Consider the following 16368-nt stretch of genomic DNA (forward strand, 5'->3'; position numbering starts at 1 on the left):
GAACAATCCATCTAAGGGTAGCCCAAGTGCGTGGGGCTGGATAGAGACCCCAGCCGGAGCGGTACTTCGGTACCGCTCCAGCGGGATTTCTCATCGCTGAGTGCACACCTGACTATATCCTGTGGATTCTGTGGTTTGGAGGGCCGTCTTGAGGCCGGTGTGGATGGCTTCCAATAGACTGGAAACGTAGAGGCTCCCATAGCTGGCGGCGTCAGCGTTGCTAAGCGCAGGGCGGGTAAACCTTTAAAAATTACATCGTGGATATGCAAAGGAGTATATCCAGTCCAGCTGCCCAGGAATACAGCAGCTGGTCTTAGGTAGAAGCCAGGAGGGAAAGAATGGCTAGGCATGACAGAGAATTCTTTGACGGTGAAGACTACTCGGGACAATGTCCCTATGTCGCTAACTGTGTCACCGGGCTATACACCCCGGCTAATCGCGATCACCCCGCTTATTCGCCACCCGCTCCAAATCGTGGGTTTCTCTTCGTCACTGACCGTTATACCTCTGCGGAACTATGGCAGCAGTATAGATACTACTATTCCTGTCAGAATTATTTACTTCTTTCATCGGAAACACGTTTCTTGAAAGAAGAGGCGGTAATTCAGGATATGTTCTTTCCGGCTATCCAGGACCTTTTTGAGGAAGGTAAAGGGTGGGTTATTACCCCAAACCAGCAGATTCTGAATATGTATTTTCTTGAACCTCAGCCGCGCATGATTAATCAGGAAGAAAGAATCACGGAGTGGAAGGTTCGGTTCGATATTATTCCGGAAGCCAAAGTGTATCGAAAAGATACCGGACAGCTTTATCCCATCGCTGATTTTGATACGCGTGGGATTATCCGAGACGGAGCAATTTACGGTACATTCCGTTCCCGCCCAGCGAGTAGCAAGCACGAGCAGGACGAACATCGATTTATCCCGGAAAACACTAAGAACTAGGGAGACGACCATGAGTAACCACGATGAGCAGACAACCGAGAATTCTGCAGGCAGAGCACCTCTTATATCCCGCCGCGCAGTAGCCACGCTTAGCGTGGGCGCTGCCGGGGTGATTGTTGGACAGAGCGTTGGTCTGTTTGATTCGGACGAAACGAGGACCGAGAAACGAAAGAAGAAAAATCAGGAGGAACGAGATCAAGCATTTATCCGCTTCGAACCTGCGGAAAAATACGATGCCCTCCTTTCTTTAGGTCCCTCTTATGGCCCCCTTGTATATACGGCGTACGAGCGTAAGGGGCGATTTATCCCCGCAACTGAAAAACAAGCAGCTCAAAACGTTCCATACCCCGTTATGCAACCCGGAATTGATGCTTACAACAGGGGTGGTCTGTACATATTTATAGCTTACTTTTGTTCTGCGGTGAACTATTTTTATCATACGGGAGACACAGAACCACTCTCTCGGATTGTAAAGCCGGAAGATATGCTGAATCCCGAGCTTCTTCGTCTCTATCAAGAAAAGCGCGGGTGGGTTATATCTTCGAAAGAGGATATCCTCGGTGCGAGTGTCAGGCAAAGATTACTTACATATGATTCTGAAAAAGATACAAAGCGCAATATCTTTGTAGTCGACTTAGATTTTCGTGGAGCAAAAGATAAGGTGTTTTATATTCGGGATACTGGAGAGAAAATCCCCATCAATATACCTTTTTCGGATGTCTCATATTTCCACGTAGAACACCTGCGCGGCCGTTGGGTCTTTGTTAAGTATGAAATAGGTAAATATACCCCTATGTATCCGCCGGGGTTTGAGCCCATAGAGACTCGCGAGCCGACTCAATAATGCTGCCGGGACCTGGCTGGGCCGTAGAGTATTAACATTAAGGTTCCTGTCGGGACGGTATTTCGGTACCGTTCCGGCGAGGAGCGGGGTGCGAGTACCTCTTCGGCGAACGAAGTAGGGGACGAGCGAAGACGCCCAGGTGCTGAACCCAGCCGCCCGAGCAGTCCAGGACCACCTCGGCAGCTCGCGAACTTGATGGCTCATAAATATGGAATCCAAGGAGGGAAAGAATGACAGTAGACGCTCAAGCGCTCTTTGACGAAAAAGACTACACCGGAACATACCCGTACGTTGCCGATGGCGTGATCGGGCCCTACACGCCCGCAAACCGGGACCACCCCGCCTACTCGGCGCCGGCGCCGGGGGTGAGGTACAGGCCGAGGCACTATGCGGCGAGGAACCTGCGCCCCTACCTGGGCTACTACTATGCCTGCCAAAACTACATGATTCTCGCCTCGGAACCTGCAATTCTGAAGATCGACAATATCAGCGAGGAAATGTTCTTCCCCGCCATTCAGGACCTCTACGAAGAGGGTAAAGGCTGGGCCATCACGCCCAACCCTCAGATTCTGACCATGAACCTGCTGGAAGGGCAACCGCGCCTCATTGACGAGACGCTAAAAATTGTGGAATGGAATGTGCGGTTCGATATTCTTCCCGAAGTTCAGGTGTACCGCAAGGACACTAATCAGGTGTATCCCATCACCGATTTTGATACGCGCGGCCTGATTCGTGACGGCGCGATACACGGGACTCTACGCACACAATTCACGAATGAGTGGAGGCCCGTCCAATTCATCCCAGAAAATAGTTTGAGCTAGGGGAGGGCAACATGACGAATAACTTTGGTGGACCCGGATACGGCGGACCCGGATACAACGAGCAACGAGCGCTCATGAGGTCTATGCTTTCTCGCGCCAAGTTTATACGGGCTGGCGTATTCGCCGGTGCCGCCCTCGTCGCGGTGGCTTTTGGCTGGGGTGTCAACCTGCTCAATACGATGAGCTCGGATTCCCAAGCCGATAAGAAGCGGGACCAGGAGTTAGTGAGCCTGGAACCCACGGAGAAGTACGATGAGCTCCGTACCTTGGGCCCTTCCTCCGGGCCGCTCGTCTACACGGCGTTTGAGCGTAAGGGCCGCTTCATTCCTGCTACCGAGGCGCAGGCGGCGCAGAACGTGCCATACCCTATTCAGCAGCCCGGAATGGATAACTACGACCGCGCCGGCTTGTACGCATTCTTGGCGTACTTCTTTGCGTCGATGAACTACTTCTACCACACGGGCGACACGGAGCCTCTTTCTAAGGTCACGGACCCCGAAAAGGTGCTACACCCCGATATTCTTCGCCTGTACAGGGAGAAGCGCGGGTGGGTTATTTCGGCTGACAAGAATGTGCTGAGCGCCAACGTTGTTGACGATCTTGTTGCGGGTGAAAAGGCTAAAAATACGAGCCGAAATATTTTGGTGAGCACCCTGTACACGACTAAGGCTACGGACCTGGCGTTTTACGTGACTGAGACGGGTGAGAAGCAGGATATCCACAAATATTTGAGGTACCTGGGGCGTTTCTCGCTGGCTGTGGAGCATCTGCGCGGGCAGTGGGTGATTGTGGTGGACCGCGACGGCTACAGCAACCGTAACACCTACGAACCGATCTACCCGAAGGGCTTTGGCAATCTATAGCCTGAGACAAGAACGAGGGCACGCATCCGCAGGGAAGCTGCTATAAGGCTTCCCTGCGCTCGCTTAAACGGCTCCAGAACCCGTAAAACGGCGAGGGCTAAAAGAAACCGATGAGTGCGGGGTGAGAATAGTCAACGTGAAGCATAAAACCGCGCCGAACCAGTGAAAATATGCCGCCAACCCTCTAAAATGGGAAAGGAAAATTCCGAACAACAACCCCGCACGGCATACCGCGCGGGACAGCTAAGGAGCGAACTATGTCGCGTAAGCCCCTCATCGCAGGCAACTGGAAGATGAACCTCAACCACGCAGAGGCAGTCACCCTCGTCCAGAAGCTCGCATGGACCCTCGACGACGCAAACTTTGACTTCTCCGCAACCGAAGTTGCCGTCTTCCCGCCCTTCACCGACATCCGCTCCGTGCAGACCCTCGTCGAGGGCGACAAGCTGGACATCCTCTACGGTGGCCAGGACCTCTCCGTCCACGACTCCGGCGCATACACCGGCGAAATCTCCGGCGCATTCCTCTCCAAGCTCGGCGCAACCTTCGTGCTCGTCGGCCACTCCGAGCGCCGCACCTACCACCACGAAAGCGACGAGCTGTGCGCAGCAAAGGTCCAGGCAGCCTACAAGCACGGCCTGACCCCCGTCCTCTGCGTCGGTGAGCCCCTCGAGGTCCGCGAGGCAGGCACCCACGTCGAGTACACCCTCGAGCAGCTGCGCGGCTCCATCGCTGGTCTGACCGCAGAGCAGGCAGAGACCCTGGTCGTCGCCTACGAGCCCGTCTGGGCCATCGGCACCGGCAAGGTCGCAACCGCAGACGACGCTCAGGAGATGTCCGCAGCTATCCGCGCGGAAATCGCTAAGCTCTACTCCGCAGACGTTGCAGAGAAGGTCCGCGTTCTCTACGGCGGCTCCGTCAAGTCCTCCTCCGCGCCCTCCATCATGGGTAAGGAAGACGTGGACGGTGTGCTCGTCGGCGGCGCATCCCTGCAGGCTGAAGAGTTTGCAGCAATCGCACGCTTCGACGCATAAAGCTTCGACGCATCACGGCGTTTCATAGTGTTACGGCGCTCGGCCGGGTACCCACCCGACCGGGCGCCGCGCCTTTTAACTTAACCACACTTCTTCACGGGTGCACCTCCGTAAGTCCGTGAGCTTCGGCAGCAAAGTGGCTGGGGAGTTGGGCTAAGGGGAGTCCCGCTAACCGGCGATGCGCGGCCGGTGGGCGATACGCCGGGACCCGTTCGCCCCTCGCCGCAAAACCCGCCCGGAACGTGCCCGCCGCACGGTTCACCCCGTACACTTAACGGCATGTTCAGCTTCGGATTCTCCCTCATTATCGCAGGCCTCATCGGCACGATGCTCTTCCTCTACATCCGCAACCGCAGGGTCAGCGCCCCGCGCCTACCCGGCAATGACGGCGGCAACCTCGGCTACGCGGGCGGCGAAGAGTACAGGGAGCCCTCGCCCGAATACCAGTACTTCGAAAGCCGACGCGACGAGTTCCTCGACCGGCTCTACAGCCGCACCTCCTCGCCCGAAATCCCCGTGACCCTCACCCTGCGCGACTGGGTTGACCAGGGCTTCTACGCCGGAGGAGGCGCCTACTGGGCGGCCGCGCAACAGTTCACCTACTACCTCATTGACGGCGGGTACGTGCGCGCCTACGACACTGAGGGCGATGAGCTCACCGCCCAGCGCGTGCTCACCGACCGGCCCGCGGCCCTGCAGTTGACCCCCAGCGAGTACCAGCGCCGCACTAACCGCGCCGCCTAAAAACCTAATCAACGTGACCGAACGGCGACGGTAGCGTATAGTTAAACCGTCTGTCTGCAACGCGAAAGCCGCAGACCCCGCCCGAAGAATGACTACAGGAAGGTCCCCATGGACGTCATCATGAACGTACTCATGGTCATTATTGCCATCACCAGCGTGATTGCAGTGCTGCTCGTGCTGCTCAACCGCGGTCAGGGCGGCGGCCTCTCCGACATGTTCGGTGGCGGTATGACCAACTCCCTGAACTCCTCCGGTATGGCGTCGAAGAACCTGATTCGCCTGACCGTGACCGTAATCGTCATCTGGGTTATCGCAGTGGTCCTGTACGGCCTGGCAATGCGCTTCAACGGCCAGATCGTCGTCTAGTCGCCTCTCATCAGAGCCCACGCCCACCCCACCGAGGGTGAGCCAATAGAGCTTCTCCCCGGCACTTCTCAACCGAGAATGCCGGGGATTTTTTATGCACCAAACGGCAATGACGAAAGCGGTAGCGGGGCGCGAATCTTTACGGCATGATAGGACGTATACACCACATACGAAAGGCAAAGAAGCCATGAGCGCCTACACCCTCGACTACACGTACACCGCCCCGTCAGCCCTCATCGACGGCGCCGACTCCCGCGCGCTCAGCCTCGCCACCAGCGGCGGCAGCACCCCCGAAGGTGCCGCCTCCCACCCGTACTTCTTCTCCGGGTTCCTTGAACGAGCAGACGTCTACGCCACTGCACTACTGGTCGTCGCCAGGGTCGCCCGCACCCGCTTCTACGTGCCGCCCAGCTCCCTCGCCGGAGCCCTACGCGCCGCAGACCCCGTCGTCACCAGCACCGCCGAAGGCCTACGCTTCGAATCCTTCAGCGCCTGCTGCGGAGTGTACGCGCGCCTCGACGTTGACTCCAGCGCGCTCGACGCCAGCCACAGCGCCGTAGGCGTCACCAATGTAGACGTCAACCCGCCTCTGCGCGCCGCGCTCGCCTCCCTGCGGGCGGGGGAGCCCATCCACCTGAACGTTGGCGACGACGGGCTGCTTACCACCACCCTTGACGGCTCCGTCATGGAAGAAAAAGTGCCGCTGCCCATCCGCTGGCTCAAGGGCTTTGCAGAAACGCAGATGCTCTCATCCCGCATGAGCCCCGTGCACAGCCTGGACGCTGCCGCCGCCCGAACCTTTATCCACTCCCTGCCGCGTAACTCCAGCACCAAGGCGGTCCTGTGGGCGACCCGTGCGGTGCGTTCCCTGCGGCTTGCCACCCGCGCCACCGCCGGATCCGTATGCGTGGCAGGCCCCGAACGTCTGCGCGTGCTTGAGCCGCTCATCCGCCACATTCAGCGCCTGGACGCGTACAGCGAGCCCGTGACCGCCGGTAACGCGCCCGTGCCCAGCGTATGGGTGGCGCACCTGCCCGGCGCACGCCTGAGCATCGGTTTGAGCCCCGAAAAATCACGCGGGTTCTCCGGTGAGGGATCCGTGCTGCAGGCGCTGTCTAACCCGAACACCGCCCAGAACGCTGACATGCTCAGCGTGCTGCTTTCCTTCGAGCCGCGCATTGACGTGCCCGTCATGTCTGCCCGAGCCGGCCTGGATGAGGCGACAACCCGCGACGCCCTTGCCCTGCTGGCTTCCTCCGGCCAGGTTGGTTTTGACGCGCACGCCGGCGAGTATTTCCACCGCCCGCTGCCCGTGCATCCGGATGCGCTGACCGCCATGCACCCGCGCCTGGTTGGTGCGAAGAAGCTTGCCGACTCCAGCGCTATTGAGCGGGTCGGGGCGGGGGAGCACGGCACCGGTGAGTACAGTGTGCGCAGCGGCGCGAACACGTACACCGTGGTGCTGCCCGCCGACCCGTACGCCGTGGAGGGGTACCTCTGCTCCTGCCCCTGGTGGTTGAAGTACCGCGGTACGCGCGGCCCCTGCAAGCACGCGCTGGCGGTCAGTATTCTCTACCGCGAACACGCCGTCGGCTAGGGTAAACATTCGGCGGTAACACCGAGTGAAAACCGAGCGAATAACACCGAAAAAACACGCACCGTACGGAACTCTCGCGGCGAAAATTGTAGCCGCTGAATTTCTGCCCAGGAATCTCTACCGCAAAATACCAGCCGCGAGAGTTCCCCTCAGCTTCCTCCCGAAAGACCACCATGAGCAAACGCCCCGAAACGCATACCTTCCCCGAAGGGGTCATCACCGAGCCGCTCCCCGGCGAAGTCATTTACCCGCTCACCAGGCAACAAAAAACCTGGAGCGACATCATGCATTTCAACCGCAACCTCGCCAACATCCTGGCGGTCGGCGGTACCTTCGAACAGATTTACCGCCGCTGGCAGTACTTCGACATCACCACCACCCCATACGGCTCCCAGCTCGGTAAAAACACGCCCGGAACCGTCACCCAGGACCGCGTTAAAGCCTACGCAGAGTTCGGCTGGTTCACCGGAGGTGTTGCGATGCGCCTAGCTGAGCTCTACGGCGGGGCGCGCCTCGAACACAACGAGGAATACTACACCGCCCTCATTAACTGCGACCGCGAGCTGATCCTCCCGCTGCTGCGCGAGGACGAACAGCTCCGCGAAGAGCTCATCTGGGGCATGCTCGCCGTCGAAGGTAACCGGGACGTATCCCTCACCCAGCGAGACTCTTACAAGCCCGGGCAGAAGGTCAACAACCCCGGCTGGTCCTGCGCCCTCATCGAAGCCACCGAAACCGGGCTGATTAGCCGTGACCGCCTGATTGATGCGCTCCTGAGCTCCCTCATGAGCGACTTTCCGGCGTACCGGGTCGGCTGGTTCTCACGCCTGGTCACCGGGCTCAAACTCACCGCCGAAGAAATCGAGGCACGTCAGAGCGAATTTCTGACGCTTTTCTCCTCACCCATCGGTCCGAGCGTAACCCTCGGCGTGCAGCATATTCACCGCCTCTGGAGCAAAAACCCGCAGGCGCTGGATGCCGCCGCCTTCGCCTACGCGGCACCCGCCGTATGCGCCGGAACCAAGGCAAACGCACTCAAAACCCTGAGCATGCTCCAGGCGCTTTACCGGGCGGGCACCCTCGACGCTGCCGCCTGCGAAGACGCGGTGGTCATGGCGCTCAGCCACACCCACGCGCAGGTTCAAGCCGCCGCCCTCACACACCTCGAAGAATGGGTGAAGGCGGGCGCCGCAGACGATGCGAGCGCTGAGACTATCGTGTTTGCCGAGCGCGCCCGCGAACTCTACCGCGACTACCGATCCCAGCTGGATCCGCTTGTCGTGGCGCAGATTCAGGAGAACGGCTCGCCGCTGCTAGAAGAGACGCGCGACCCGGAGAATGGACAGGGGAGCGGTGCGGAAAGCGCCCTCACTGAACCTGCAGGCATTGAGGCCGCCGCCTCCCGAGCCGTCATCCACCGGTACTGGGACACCCCCGTGCGCCCCGTTACCGCATCTGACGTGCAAGAACGCGCCCGTGCGCTCCTGCACCACCAGGTCGCGCCCTGCGCCACCCCCGATACGCTCAACGAAGCAGACCAGCCCGAAACGCACGCCGGATGCGAGCTGGAGCTGGAACTGCTCACCGCCTACCTGCTCAGTACCGACGGCACCGCGCAGAGCCCGAACCTGCTCGAACAGCTTGTTCCCCTCTGCCTGAAAAAGCTGAACCACTGGGGCCTGGATTGGTTCGACATGCGCGTGCATTTGACGGTTCTTGCCGCCGCCGGGAAGCTGCGTGAGCGCGAGCAGGCATCGGAGATGACCCAGAGGGAAGACCCCGGTACCGTGCCGAACCTGCACTACATGTACTCCCGTCACGCCGCGTTCTTCAGCACCGGCTTCAAGGATGCCCTCGGCGTGTTGAAGAGCAGGCAGAGCTACACGCCGCTCGCCACCCCTGAACTGTTCGGTGGGTGGGTGCATCCGGATACCCTGGTGCGCCGGTACGTCAAGAACCTGGCTGATGGAGCCCCCATCCTGCGCCCGGATTTCACGGCGGCGCTGTTGCGTGTGCGTGTGCCGGAGGTGTTGCCTCCGTACGCTACCGATGAGCAGCGACAGGACGCACAGAGCCGTCGCGCTGAGGCGCTGACCCTGCTTGAAAGCCTCGAAGAGCAATACGTGAAGAACGCCGATCAGGATGCTCCGCGCTCTGCCCCTACCCAGGTTCGTGTGCTCCGCTCCGCCCTCGACGGCACTCTCGCCACCGGGCGCGTCAACCCCTACCTGGAATCCATCACGGTAGCCCAGCGGGAAAAGAGCTGGGGCCTTCAACTGAACGGGGTGATGCACGGTGCTTCCACCCCGGAGCTGAACGCTTTCCGCGGCCTCGCCACCGCCCACCACGACGAAGAAGGACAGTACGCCCTGCTCTACCCCTCACGGGCAGAGCCGCTGGCTTTCTACTGCGCTAGCAGCAACTGGTACGTCTTGGATCACAGCGCCTTCGACCGGAGCCTGTATTTGGCGTTGGAGGCACACCCCGGCGCGTGGGGTCCCGCCTGCGCGTTCGTGTTTGCCGCGGGCTTCTCGGAGCAGCGCGTCGAAATTCGTTCCCTCGCCGTGGAAATCATGCACCGCGTGCTGGACGATCAGCTCAGCCTTGAGGATGCCACGGCAGGGTTCGTGAACTTTGTGCCGCTGGCGATGCTGAACCGTTGGGCTCTCGCCCTGACCGACTTCGCCCAGCTGGATGCGCGGGCGGCGGTGCGCTTCTTCGCGCGCCTCATACCGCATCTGGATACCGGGGCGAACTCGCTCGGTAAGCTGCTGGGCGCCTTCAGTCAGGCGTTGGCGACTCTCGACTCCGCCACCCGTGTGGAGCTCGTGGATGAGCCGCTGCGTGCCTGGTTGGGTACGCTGACCGGTTCTTCGCAGAAGGCGCGGTACGCCCGGAATATCCTCAACCAGGTGCAGAGCTAACCGCCCCGCCCGCACCCGTTCAAACCCTCCATTCAACTCTTTGCAACCATTCACCATCAACTCTGAAAGCAGGTACCGATGACTGATACCGCCCAGCCGCATAACCCTAACGAGCGCAGCGCCGGTGAGCGCACCCTCGAAGAGCGCCGTGCCGCCCTCAAAGCCCTTATGGCGGCAGAATCAACTGACGTGCAGGAATACCATGCCGTCATCACCGGCGCCACCGAGGAGGAGCGCGCCTCCCTCGCCCGAACCCTCACCCCCAGGAGCGTGATCGGTAGCGACCACATTAACCGCACCCCGCTTGCCGCCTACGTTGCCGGGGCGCTCGTGCGCACCCCCGACGGTGACCCGTGGGAATACCACCGTTCCGCTGGTCGCGCCATGCGCACCCTGCTCTGGGAGGGGCGCCCGGATCAGCAGCTGATTGACGCGTTCCTGCTCGGCGCCACCGAACGCCCTGATGAGTGGATTCTGCGTTTTATTGAGGGCCTGCCGAACTCTTGGGCGCGCTCGAAGAAAATTTGGGAAACCTGCTACATGCTGCTTCGCGCCCGCAACCTGAGCTGCGATGCCCCTGAATACCTGGTTCTTTTCCTGCACGAGGCCCTGCCCTGCGTGAAGAAGGGCAGCGCCAGTAATCACGCCCAGCTCAAAACCTTCTTCACCCGTGACATGACCCTGCTCGACCAGGAATTCTGGGCGGTCTTCCGCACCGAAGGGGTGCTCTTCAAGGGCTACGGCAACTACATGGGTGAAAGCGCGGAACTCTGCCGTCTCATGGGCGAATACTTCGATATTCGTGACGAGATTCTGGACGCCCTGCTACGCGGCCTGACCAGCGATTTCAGTGCCTTCAACTCGGCTGCGTTCCACTCCGTCTACACGGACCTGCAACCCACCGACGCAGAAAATCGGGCACGATTCGGGCAGCTCATGGCTGTTCTCACTGCGGAGCCCAGCGCCTCCGTCGGGTTCGCGCAGACCATGCTGCAGAACGTCCTCAAAGCCTGCGCACCCGCCGCCCTGCAGAAGACCCCCGACTTGCAGCCCCTCGAACAGGTCGACCTGGAACAGCTCATCGACGCACTCGGCGCGAACCTCTACCGCACCGAAAAGAAGATTCAGCGCGGCGCCCTGCGCCTGCTTAAGCTCATCGCCACCCAGTACGCCGGCGTGAGCAAAGCCAAGCGTAAGAAGGCGCAAACCACCGAGCAGCTGGCGCTCGCCAACTATGTTGCTGACCGCGTCCTCGAAGCCTACGAGGTGCTACCCCTGGAACTGCGCGGTGCCGCGGAAGCCTGCCTGCCCGAAGACCGCCTACCCATGGCGGAAGAGGCGGAGGCGGCGGGCGCCTCCGTAGAGGTACCGCCGGTGCTGTTGTCCGGTACCCCGCGCCATGAGTCGTTCACCCCCATTGCGGATCTGGACGAGTTCTGCACCCTCATTACGGAGGAGTCGAACACAAACTCCGGTCGAATGACCGGGGACGAATCTCCCAGCACCCGGGGAGAGAACCTGGCGCGCCTTTACCGCTACGCCGCGACCGGCAAGCTTGCACCGGTGGATCAGCAGCAGCTTCGTACCCTGCGTAAGATTGCCAGCGAATATTACTACAACAACGTCGCGTACATGCCTGCGCTGTGCGCCGTGTTGGAGGCTAACGCCGAGGCCGCGGGATGCAAGTCCTGGGAGCTACCCGAGCTGACGCCGCTCCTGCAGTATTCCGACCGTAGTGAGATGGTTGCACGAGCCTGCCCGAGTAACGCGCTCCTGAGCAAGGAAGAGATGATACGTCTGACTATTCAGAATAAACACCATCTCTGGAATGCTGACTACAAGCCGTTGAAGGGTTACCGTGACCTCTATGAGATTTTCCGCGAGCAGATGCGTGCCGTTGCTGCCGGGGGAGAGTACCACACGGATGGTCGTACGGTGCGCCTGCTGAGCGCACCACTACCCGCCCGCCAGCTGACCTACAGTGACTGGACTTATCGCACTGTTTCTGGCATGGATATGCCCTGGAGCGGCTTCAACCGCGGTCTCGACAATGATCGAGTCTGGGAATACCAGGAGGCCAGCAGGTCGGGTCGTCTCCGCGAGGCAGGCTTCGAAAACTTCGACGCCGAGGAATTCGTGAAGTACCAGCCCATGTGGCAGGTCAAGGGCGACATCGCGGATACCGTGGATGAGGCTCGCGAAGCGCTGAGCCGTGCAACCGCTGGCATGAGCCCCGAGGAGGCCATCGCCTACGAGGCTCTTAACACCGCATTTATTCCCTTCGTGTATCTGCTGAATCTCGACAGAGTTGACAGCTGGCTGGGTGACTTCCTCCCGGCGCTCACCGAGTGGGCGTCCTGGCTGCTTCAGAACAACCCGGACCTGCTCTCGGCATACTTCCTGTTTGCCGCTTCGCAGTGCGTTGAGGAGAAGACCGTAACCCCCGTCCCCGTGCTCATGCGCGCGCTGAGGGAGTCCACCGTGCAGGTGGGCGCCCCGACCTGCACTCTGCTCGGTTACGTGGCGAGCGCGAAGAACCCCGAGTACCGTCTGGCGGCGGCAGAAGCCATTGCGGCGCTCTTTGAGGCGGGCCTGCTGGATGCATCCACCTTCGCTGAGACCCTGAAGTGGGCTCTGGAGGACGGGATGGTCCTTCCGAACCGCCTGGTGGCGACCCTGCGTGAGGTGTCGGCTATTAGTCCGCTGGCGGGTTGGCGTGTGCTGCAGGTTCTGCGCCTGCTGCTGCCGATGGTTGGTGGGCTGACGAAGGGCGGCGACTATGTGCGCCTGGCGGTGGAGCTTGCCGAACTGTACGGCACGCCGGTTGAGATTCCCGCCGAGCTGGAGCCAAAAATGAAGGGCTCCACGGTGCTGGCGAAGGCACTGCGCGCCCTGGCTGCGGTGACCCCGCGCGTGACGGAGGAGGCGCTTGCCGCCCGCGAGGCCGCGCTCGCGCTACTGGGTGGAGAAACCTTGAGCGGGGACAGCTCGGGTGAAGGCACCTCACCGGCAGGCGCTGAAGGGTAGCTCAAGGTAGGGGAGTCACAGGGGAGCAGCCTGTAACTGCGCCGCCGTATCTGCACCCCTACGCGCGCAACCCTGTGTACCCAACCTCGTACACGAAACCTCGTGCGCCCAACCCCACTCACCGCCCCGTGACGAAACAGCTTGACCGCCGTCGCGGGGCGCGAGTACCCTATAGGTAATGGCGGATCATGAAGAGTCCTACTTTCTGAAATATCTTTTTCTTATATTTGTCGGATTCTTCGCTTCCCGCCATTTTTCTTTTAACCCCCGTTCCCACGCGGCTAACAGATAAGCGGCTAACAGATAAGCGGCTAACAGATAAGCGGCTGATGGACAAGCACGCGGCGGATAAGCGCCGCCCCGGCTCCGCGATACGTAACGGTCGGCTGCTCCCCGCGAATATTTACCCCGCAGGTCACCGATGACCAAACCCCGCGACAACCCGCGCCCACGCCGCTACGATAAGAACATAGACACACCACCGACGGTGACAGCCGGGTGAGACCAACGGAAAGGACGACCCGTGACCACTCCCTACGACGCATCCCCCTACCTGCAGGAATCACCCTACCTCAACGAATCCGCCTACCTTCACGGCGAAGCGCCCGAGGGCCTCAGCCCCCTCGTGCGCCTCATCCTGATGCGCCGCTACGGCGTGTACGTCTTCACCGACCTGGACGGCCCCTACTACCGCTCGAACTACTCGAGCATTAACGACCTGCACCACTCCGGCGCATTCGACACCGACCTGGGGCGAGTGTCCGTCCTGAGCAATTGCGGTCTGACCCTCAGCCCCGAGTCTCTCGCCCAGGCGCTGAACGCCAGCGCCAACGAATTTGCCCTGTTCGCGACCATCTGGTCCTACGAATACGGGTACCGCCCCGGCCGCGTGTTCCGTCGCGACTTTGATCTGCGCGCCCTGACGCTCACCGACGAGCAGCGCTACACCGAGCAGATCATGCACTACCTCTCCAACCCGTACTACAACCCGGACGGCACCGAGCGCATCCTTGGCGGCCTGCCCGAGAACTACGTGCCCTACGAGTGGCAGCAGCCGATGAGCCGCTCCAACTTCACCAGCATGGAACGCAACCGCCGACCCCTGCAGATGGTCAGCGGTGTGCAGAACGCCCTGATTATGGCGGGTGCCCTCTACCAGCAGCTGCTCGGTCAGCAGCAGGCGTACAACCAGACCGACCAGCGCGACCTTGTGGCGCTGCGCCGTTTCCTCGCCCAGCATGACGCGCTGCCGGCTGCCCGACCGGAGAACACCAGCCGCGAAAACCGCGTGTTCATCGCCGCCTGCCTGCACCCCGAAGACGCTGAGCACCTGCGCACCATGAAGGAGGTGCTCGCCCTCGCCGCCGCCTACTCGCGTCTGCGTTTCAACGGCACGGTGGGCGACCTGAGCCTGAGCATCGCGCCGCGCCTGAAGCTGCGCCGTAACGAACGCACCCGCATCGCGCACCTGCTCAACCGGGTACTGGAGGCTGACCCGGTCGGCGCCCGCTACGACAGCGCGCCCAATGCAGAGATGTACAAGCGCCTCGTCAAGGCGATTCACCCCGGCGACTACCCCTCGCTGACCGCGCTGAGCCGCTGGGCTGATGACCTGTACCGCGGCGAGGTGTACAGCTTCGAATCGCTGGTGGACCGCGCCTACGCAACCCGGGATGCGCAGAACGTGGCACGTCTGCTCTCCACGCGCCCGGGCGTGTTCGCGCGCCAGCTGGTGCGCGCCCTGACTGCGTTTGAGGTGCCGCGCTACGGCATCGAAACCGCACCGAGCCCCGGCCAGCAGGTCATCTTTGATGCGTTTGCCGCCGTGGCGCCGCGTGTGTCCGCGCCCATCCTGGTGCAGATTCGCAACCTGGTGACCCTGCAGCGTAACGCGCTCGCGAATCCGCCGAAGGAACGCCCCGCCAACCCTGTGGCGGTGCAGGAGGACCGGGAGCTCGCTGACTACGCGCGCCGCAACCCGGAGGGCGTCGCCAGGGTTCAGAACATCATGCAGAACGCGGGCATCCCGAACCCGCTGGGCTCGTTCTTTGACCGTAACGCCGGCCTATCTAACCCGCACACCTCTGTCCCCGAGAGCCCGCGAAACACCCAGCGTGCCTCGGCTTCCGCTCAGAAGGCTCAGCCTGCCGCCCCGCAGCGCATGAACCTATCCAAGACCGGTATCGCCACCATGATTCCGGCGCGCGAGTACAGTCCGGCGGTGCTGGACCTGCTGGAGCGCCTGGTCGAGATTGGCCTGTCCGGCCGTCTTGCCGAGACCAGCATCTACCTGCCCGAGCAGGTGGGTGATACGATCATGCCGCTGAACACCCGCAGCGCCCGCCCCTCCCTGGACGGTATGGGCCGCTACAACACCTCCACGGTGCACCTGCCGCCCACCGGCGTGATTCGCCTCTTCTGCTTCTGGGATGAGGGCGTGGACATTGACCTGTCGCTGATGATGTTCGACGCCGAAGGCAACTACATGGACAAGATCAGCTACTGGTCGCAGACCGTGAAAAACAGCCAGGGCGCAATTTACGCGCACCACTCCGGCGACATTACGGACGGTACCGGCGGTGCCTGGGAGTACATCGATATTGAGGCTCGCAAGGCGCTCAAGGCGGAGGTGTGCTACCTCGTGCCGGTGGTGCAGCTGTACTCCGGTTTCGGGGAGGCACACACCCTGGCCGCGGTGAACGACTTGCAGGCGGGCTTCATGGTGGTTCCCGCCGTGGGTGTGGGCGAGGTGCACGAGGTGAGCCAGGTGCACACCAAGTTCACCTTGCGCGCTGAGAGCCGCGGCGTGCTGCCGTTCATCGTGGACCTGCAGAACCGCGACCCGTACGACATTCCTGATGAGACTGACGCTATCGTGAAGGTGACGGATATCGGTCTTGCCCACGGTATTAACGTGTTGCAGTCTGGCGCGAACATCACCGCCGTGCGTGAGCACTTTGACTGGGCGCAGCCCATGACGGTGCGCGAGTACCTGCAGCTGACCGGCGCGAAGCTCGCCCCGACCGCAGAGGAGGCGCAGGAGGTGCTGGAGGCGACGATTCCGTCGCTGGCGGCACTGTACGTGGGCTTTGAGAACGAAGCGGAGGAGGCCCAGGAACAGGATCCACAGAATCCTGCCGCTGCTGAACAGTAGGTAGGCGTAGCAAAAGAGTGGAGCCCCGGATAGTCGAAACTATCCGGGGC

11 protein-coding genes are annotated in these 16368 nt (G+C 61.3%); all 11 read left to right on the forward strand.

Annotated elements, in window-relative coordinates; genetic code table 11:
* The first annotated feature begins 338 nt into the window (after positions 1–338).
* The gene (locus HMPREF2765_RS03330; protein WP_070604256.1) at positions 339–944 is read left to right on the forward strand and encodes a DUF6318 family protein; all 606 of its coding nucleotides are present in this window, start codon (positions 339–341) and stop codon (positions 942–944) included.
* 10 nt (positions 945–954) lie between these two features.
* Positions 955–1788 carry a DUF6318 family protein gene (locus HMPREF2765_RS03335; protein ID WP_141749078.1) on the forward strand — a complete coding sequence of 278 codons (834 nt, stop codon included), beginning with the start codon at positions 955–957 and terminating at the stop codon, positions 1786–1788.
* A 230-nt stretch (positions 1789–2018) separates the two neighbouring features.
* Positions 2019–2609, forward strand: a complete 591-nt coding sequence (locus HMPREF2765_RS03340) for a DUF6318 family protein (protein ID WP_070604257.1) — start codon at positions 2019–2021, stop codon at positions 2607–2609.
* Between the two features lie 11 nt (positions 2610–2620).
* Positions 2621–3472 (forward strand): DUF6318 family protein, encoded by an 852-nt coding sequence (locus HMPREF2765_RS03345; protein ID WP_070604258.1) that lies wholly within the window; start codon positions 2621–2623, stop codon positions 3470–3472.
* Positions 3473–3729: 257 nt separating this feature from the next.
* Positions 3730–4506 carry a triose-phosphate isomerase gene (gene tpiA / locus HMPREF2765_RS03350; protein WP_070604259.1) on the forward strand — a complete coding sequence of 259 codons (777 nt, stop codon included), beginning with the start codon at positions 3730–3732 and terminating at the stop codon, positions 4504–4506.
* 279 nt (positions 4507–4785) lie between these two features.
* Entirely contained in the window at positions 4786–5250 is a 465-nt protein-coding gene (locus tag HMPREF2765_RS03355; RefSeq protein WP_049334136.1) for a hypothetical protein, read from the forward strand.
* Positions 5251–5358: 108 nt separating this feature from the next.
* Positions 5359–5616: a preprotein translocase subunit SecG gene (gene secG / locus HMPREF2765_RS03360; protein ID WP_070604260.1), complete on the forward strand. Its 258-nt coding sequence runs from the start codon at positions 5359–5361 to the stop codon at positions 5614–5616.
* Between the two features lie 187 nt (positions 5617–5803).
* Positions 5804–7213, forward strand: coding sequence for an SWIM zinc finger family protein (locus tag HMPREF2765_RS03365; protein ID WP_070604261.1), 1410 nt, complete (start codon positions 5804–5806; stop codon positions 7211–7213).
* Between the two features lie 173 nt (positions 7214–7386).
* Complete coding sequence (locus tag HMPREF2765_RS03370) at positions 7387–10137, forward strand: DUF6493 family protein (protein WP_070604262.1); 2751 nt, start codon at positions 7387–7389, stop codon at positions 10135–10137.
* Positions 10138–10215: 78 nt separating this feature from the next.
* A complete protein-coding gene (locus HMPREF2765_RS03375) occupies positions 10216–13164 on the forward strand; it encodes an endonuclease (protein ID WP_070604263.1) in 2949 nt (982 codons plus the stop codon).
* A gap of 523 nt (positions 13165–13687) precedes the next feature.
* A complete protein-coding gene (locus tag HMPREF2765_RS03380) occupies positions 13688–16318 on the forward strand; it encodes a TerD family protein (protein WP_070604264.1) in 2631 nt (876 codons plus the stop codon).
* Positions 16319–16368: the final 50 nt, after the last annotated feature.

The organism is Rothia sp. HMSC062H08, from assembly GCF_001810775.1.
In the GTDB taxonomy this organism is placed as follows: Bacteria; Actinomycetota; Actinomycetes; order Actinomycetales; family Micrococcaceae; genus Rothia.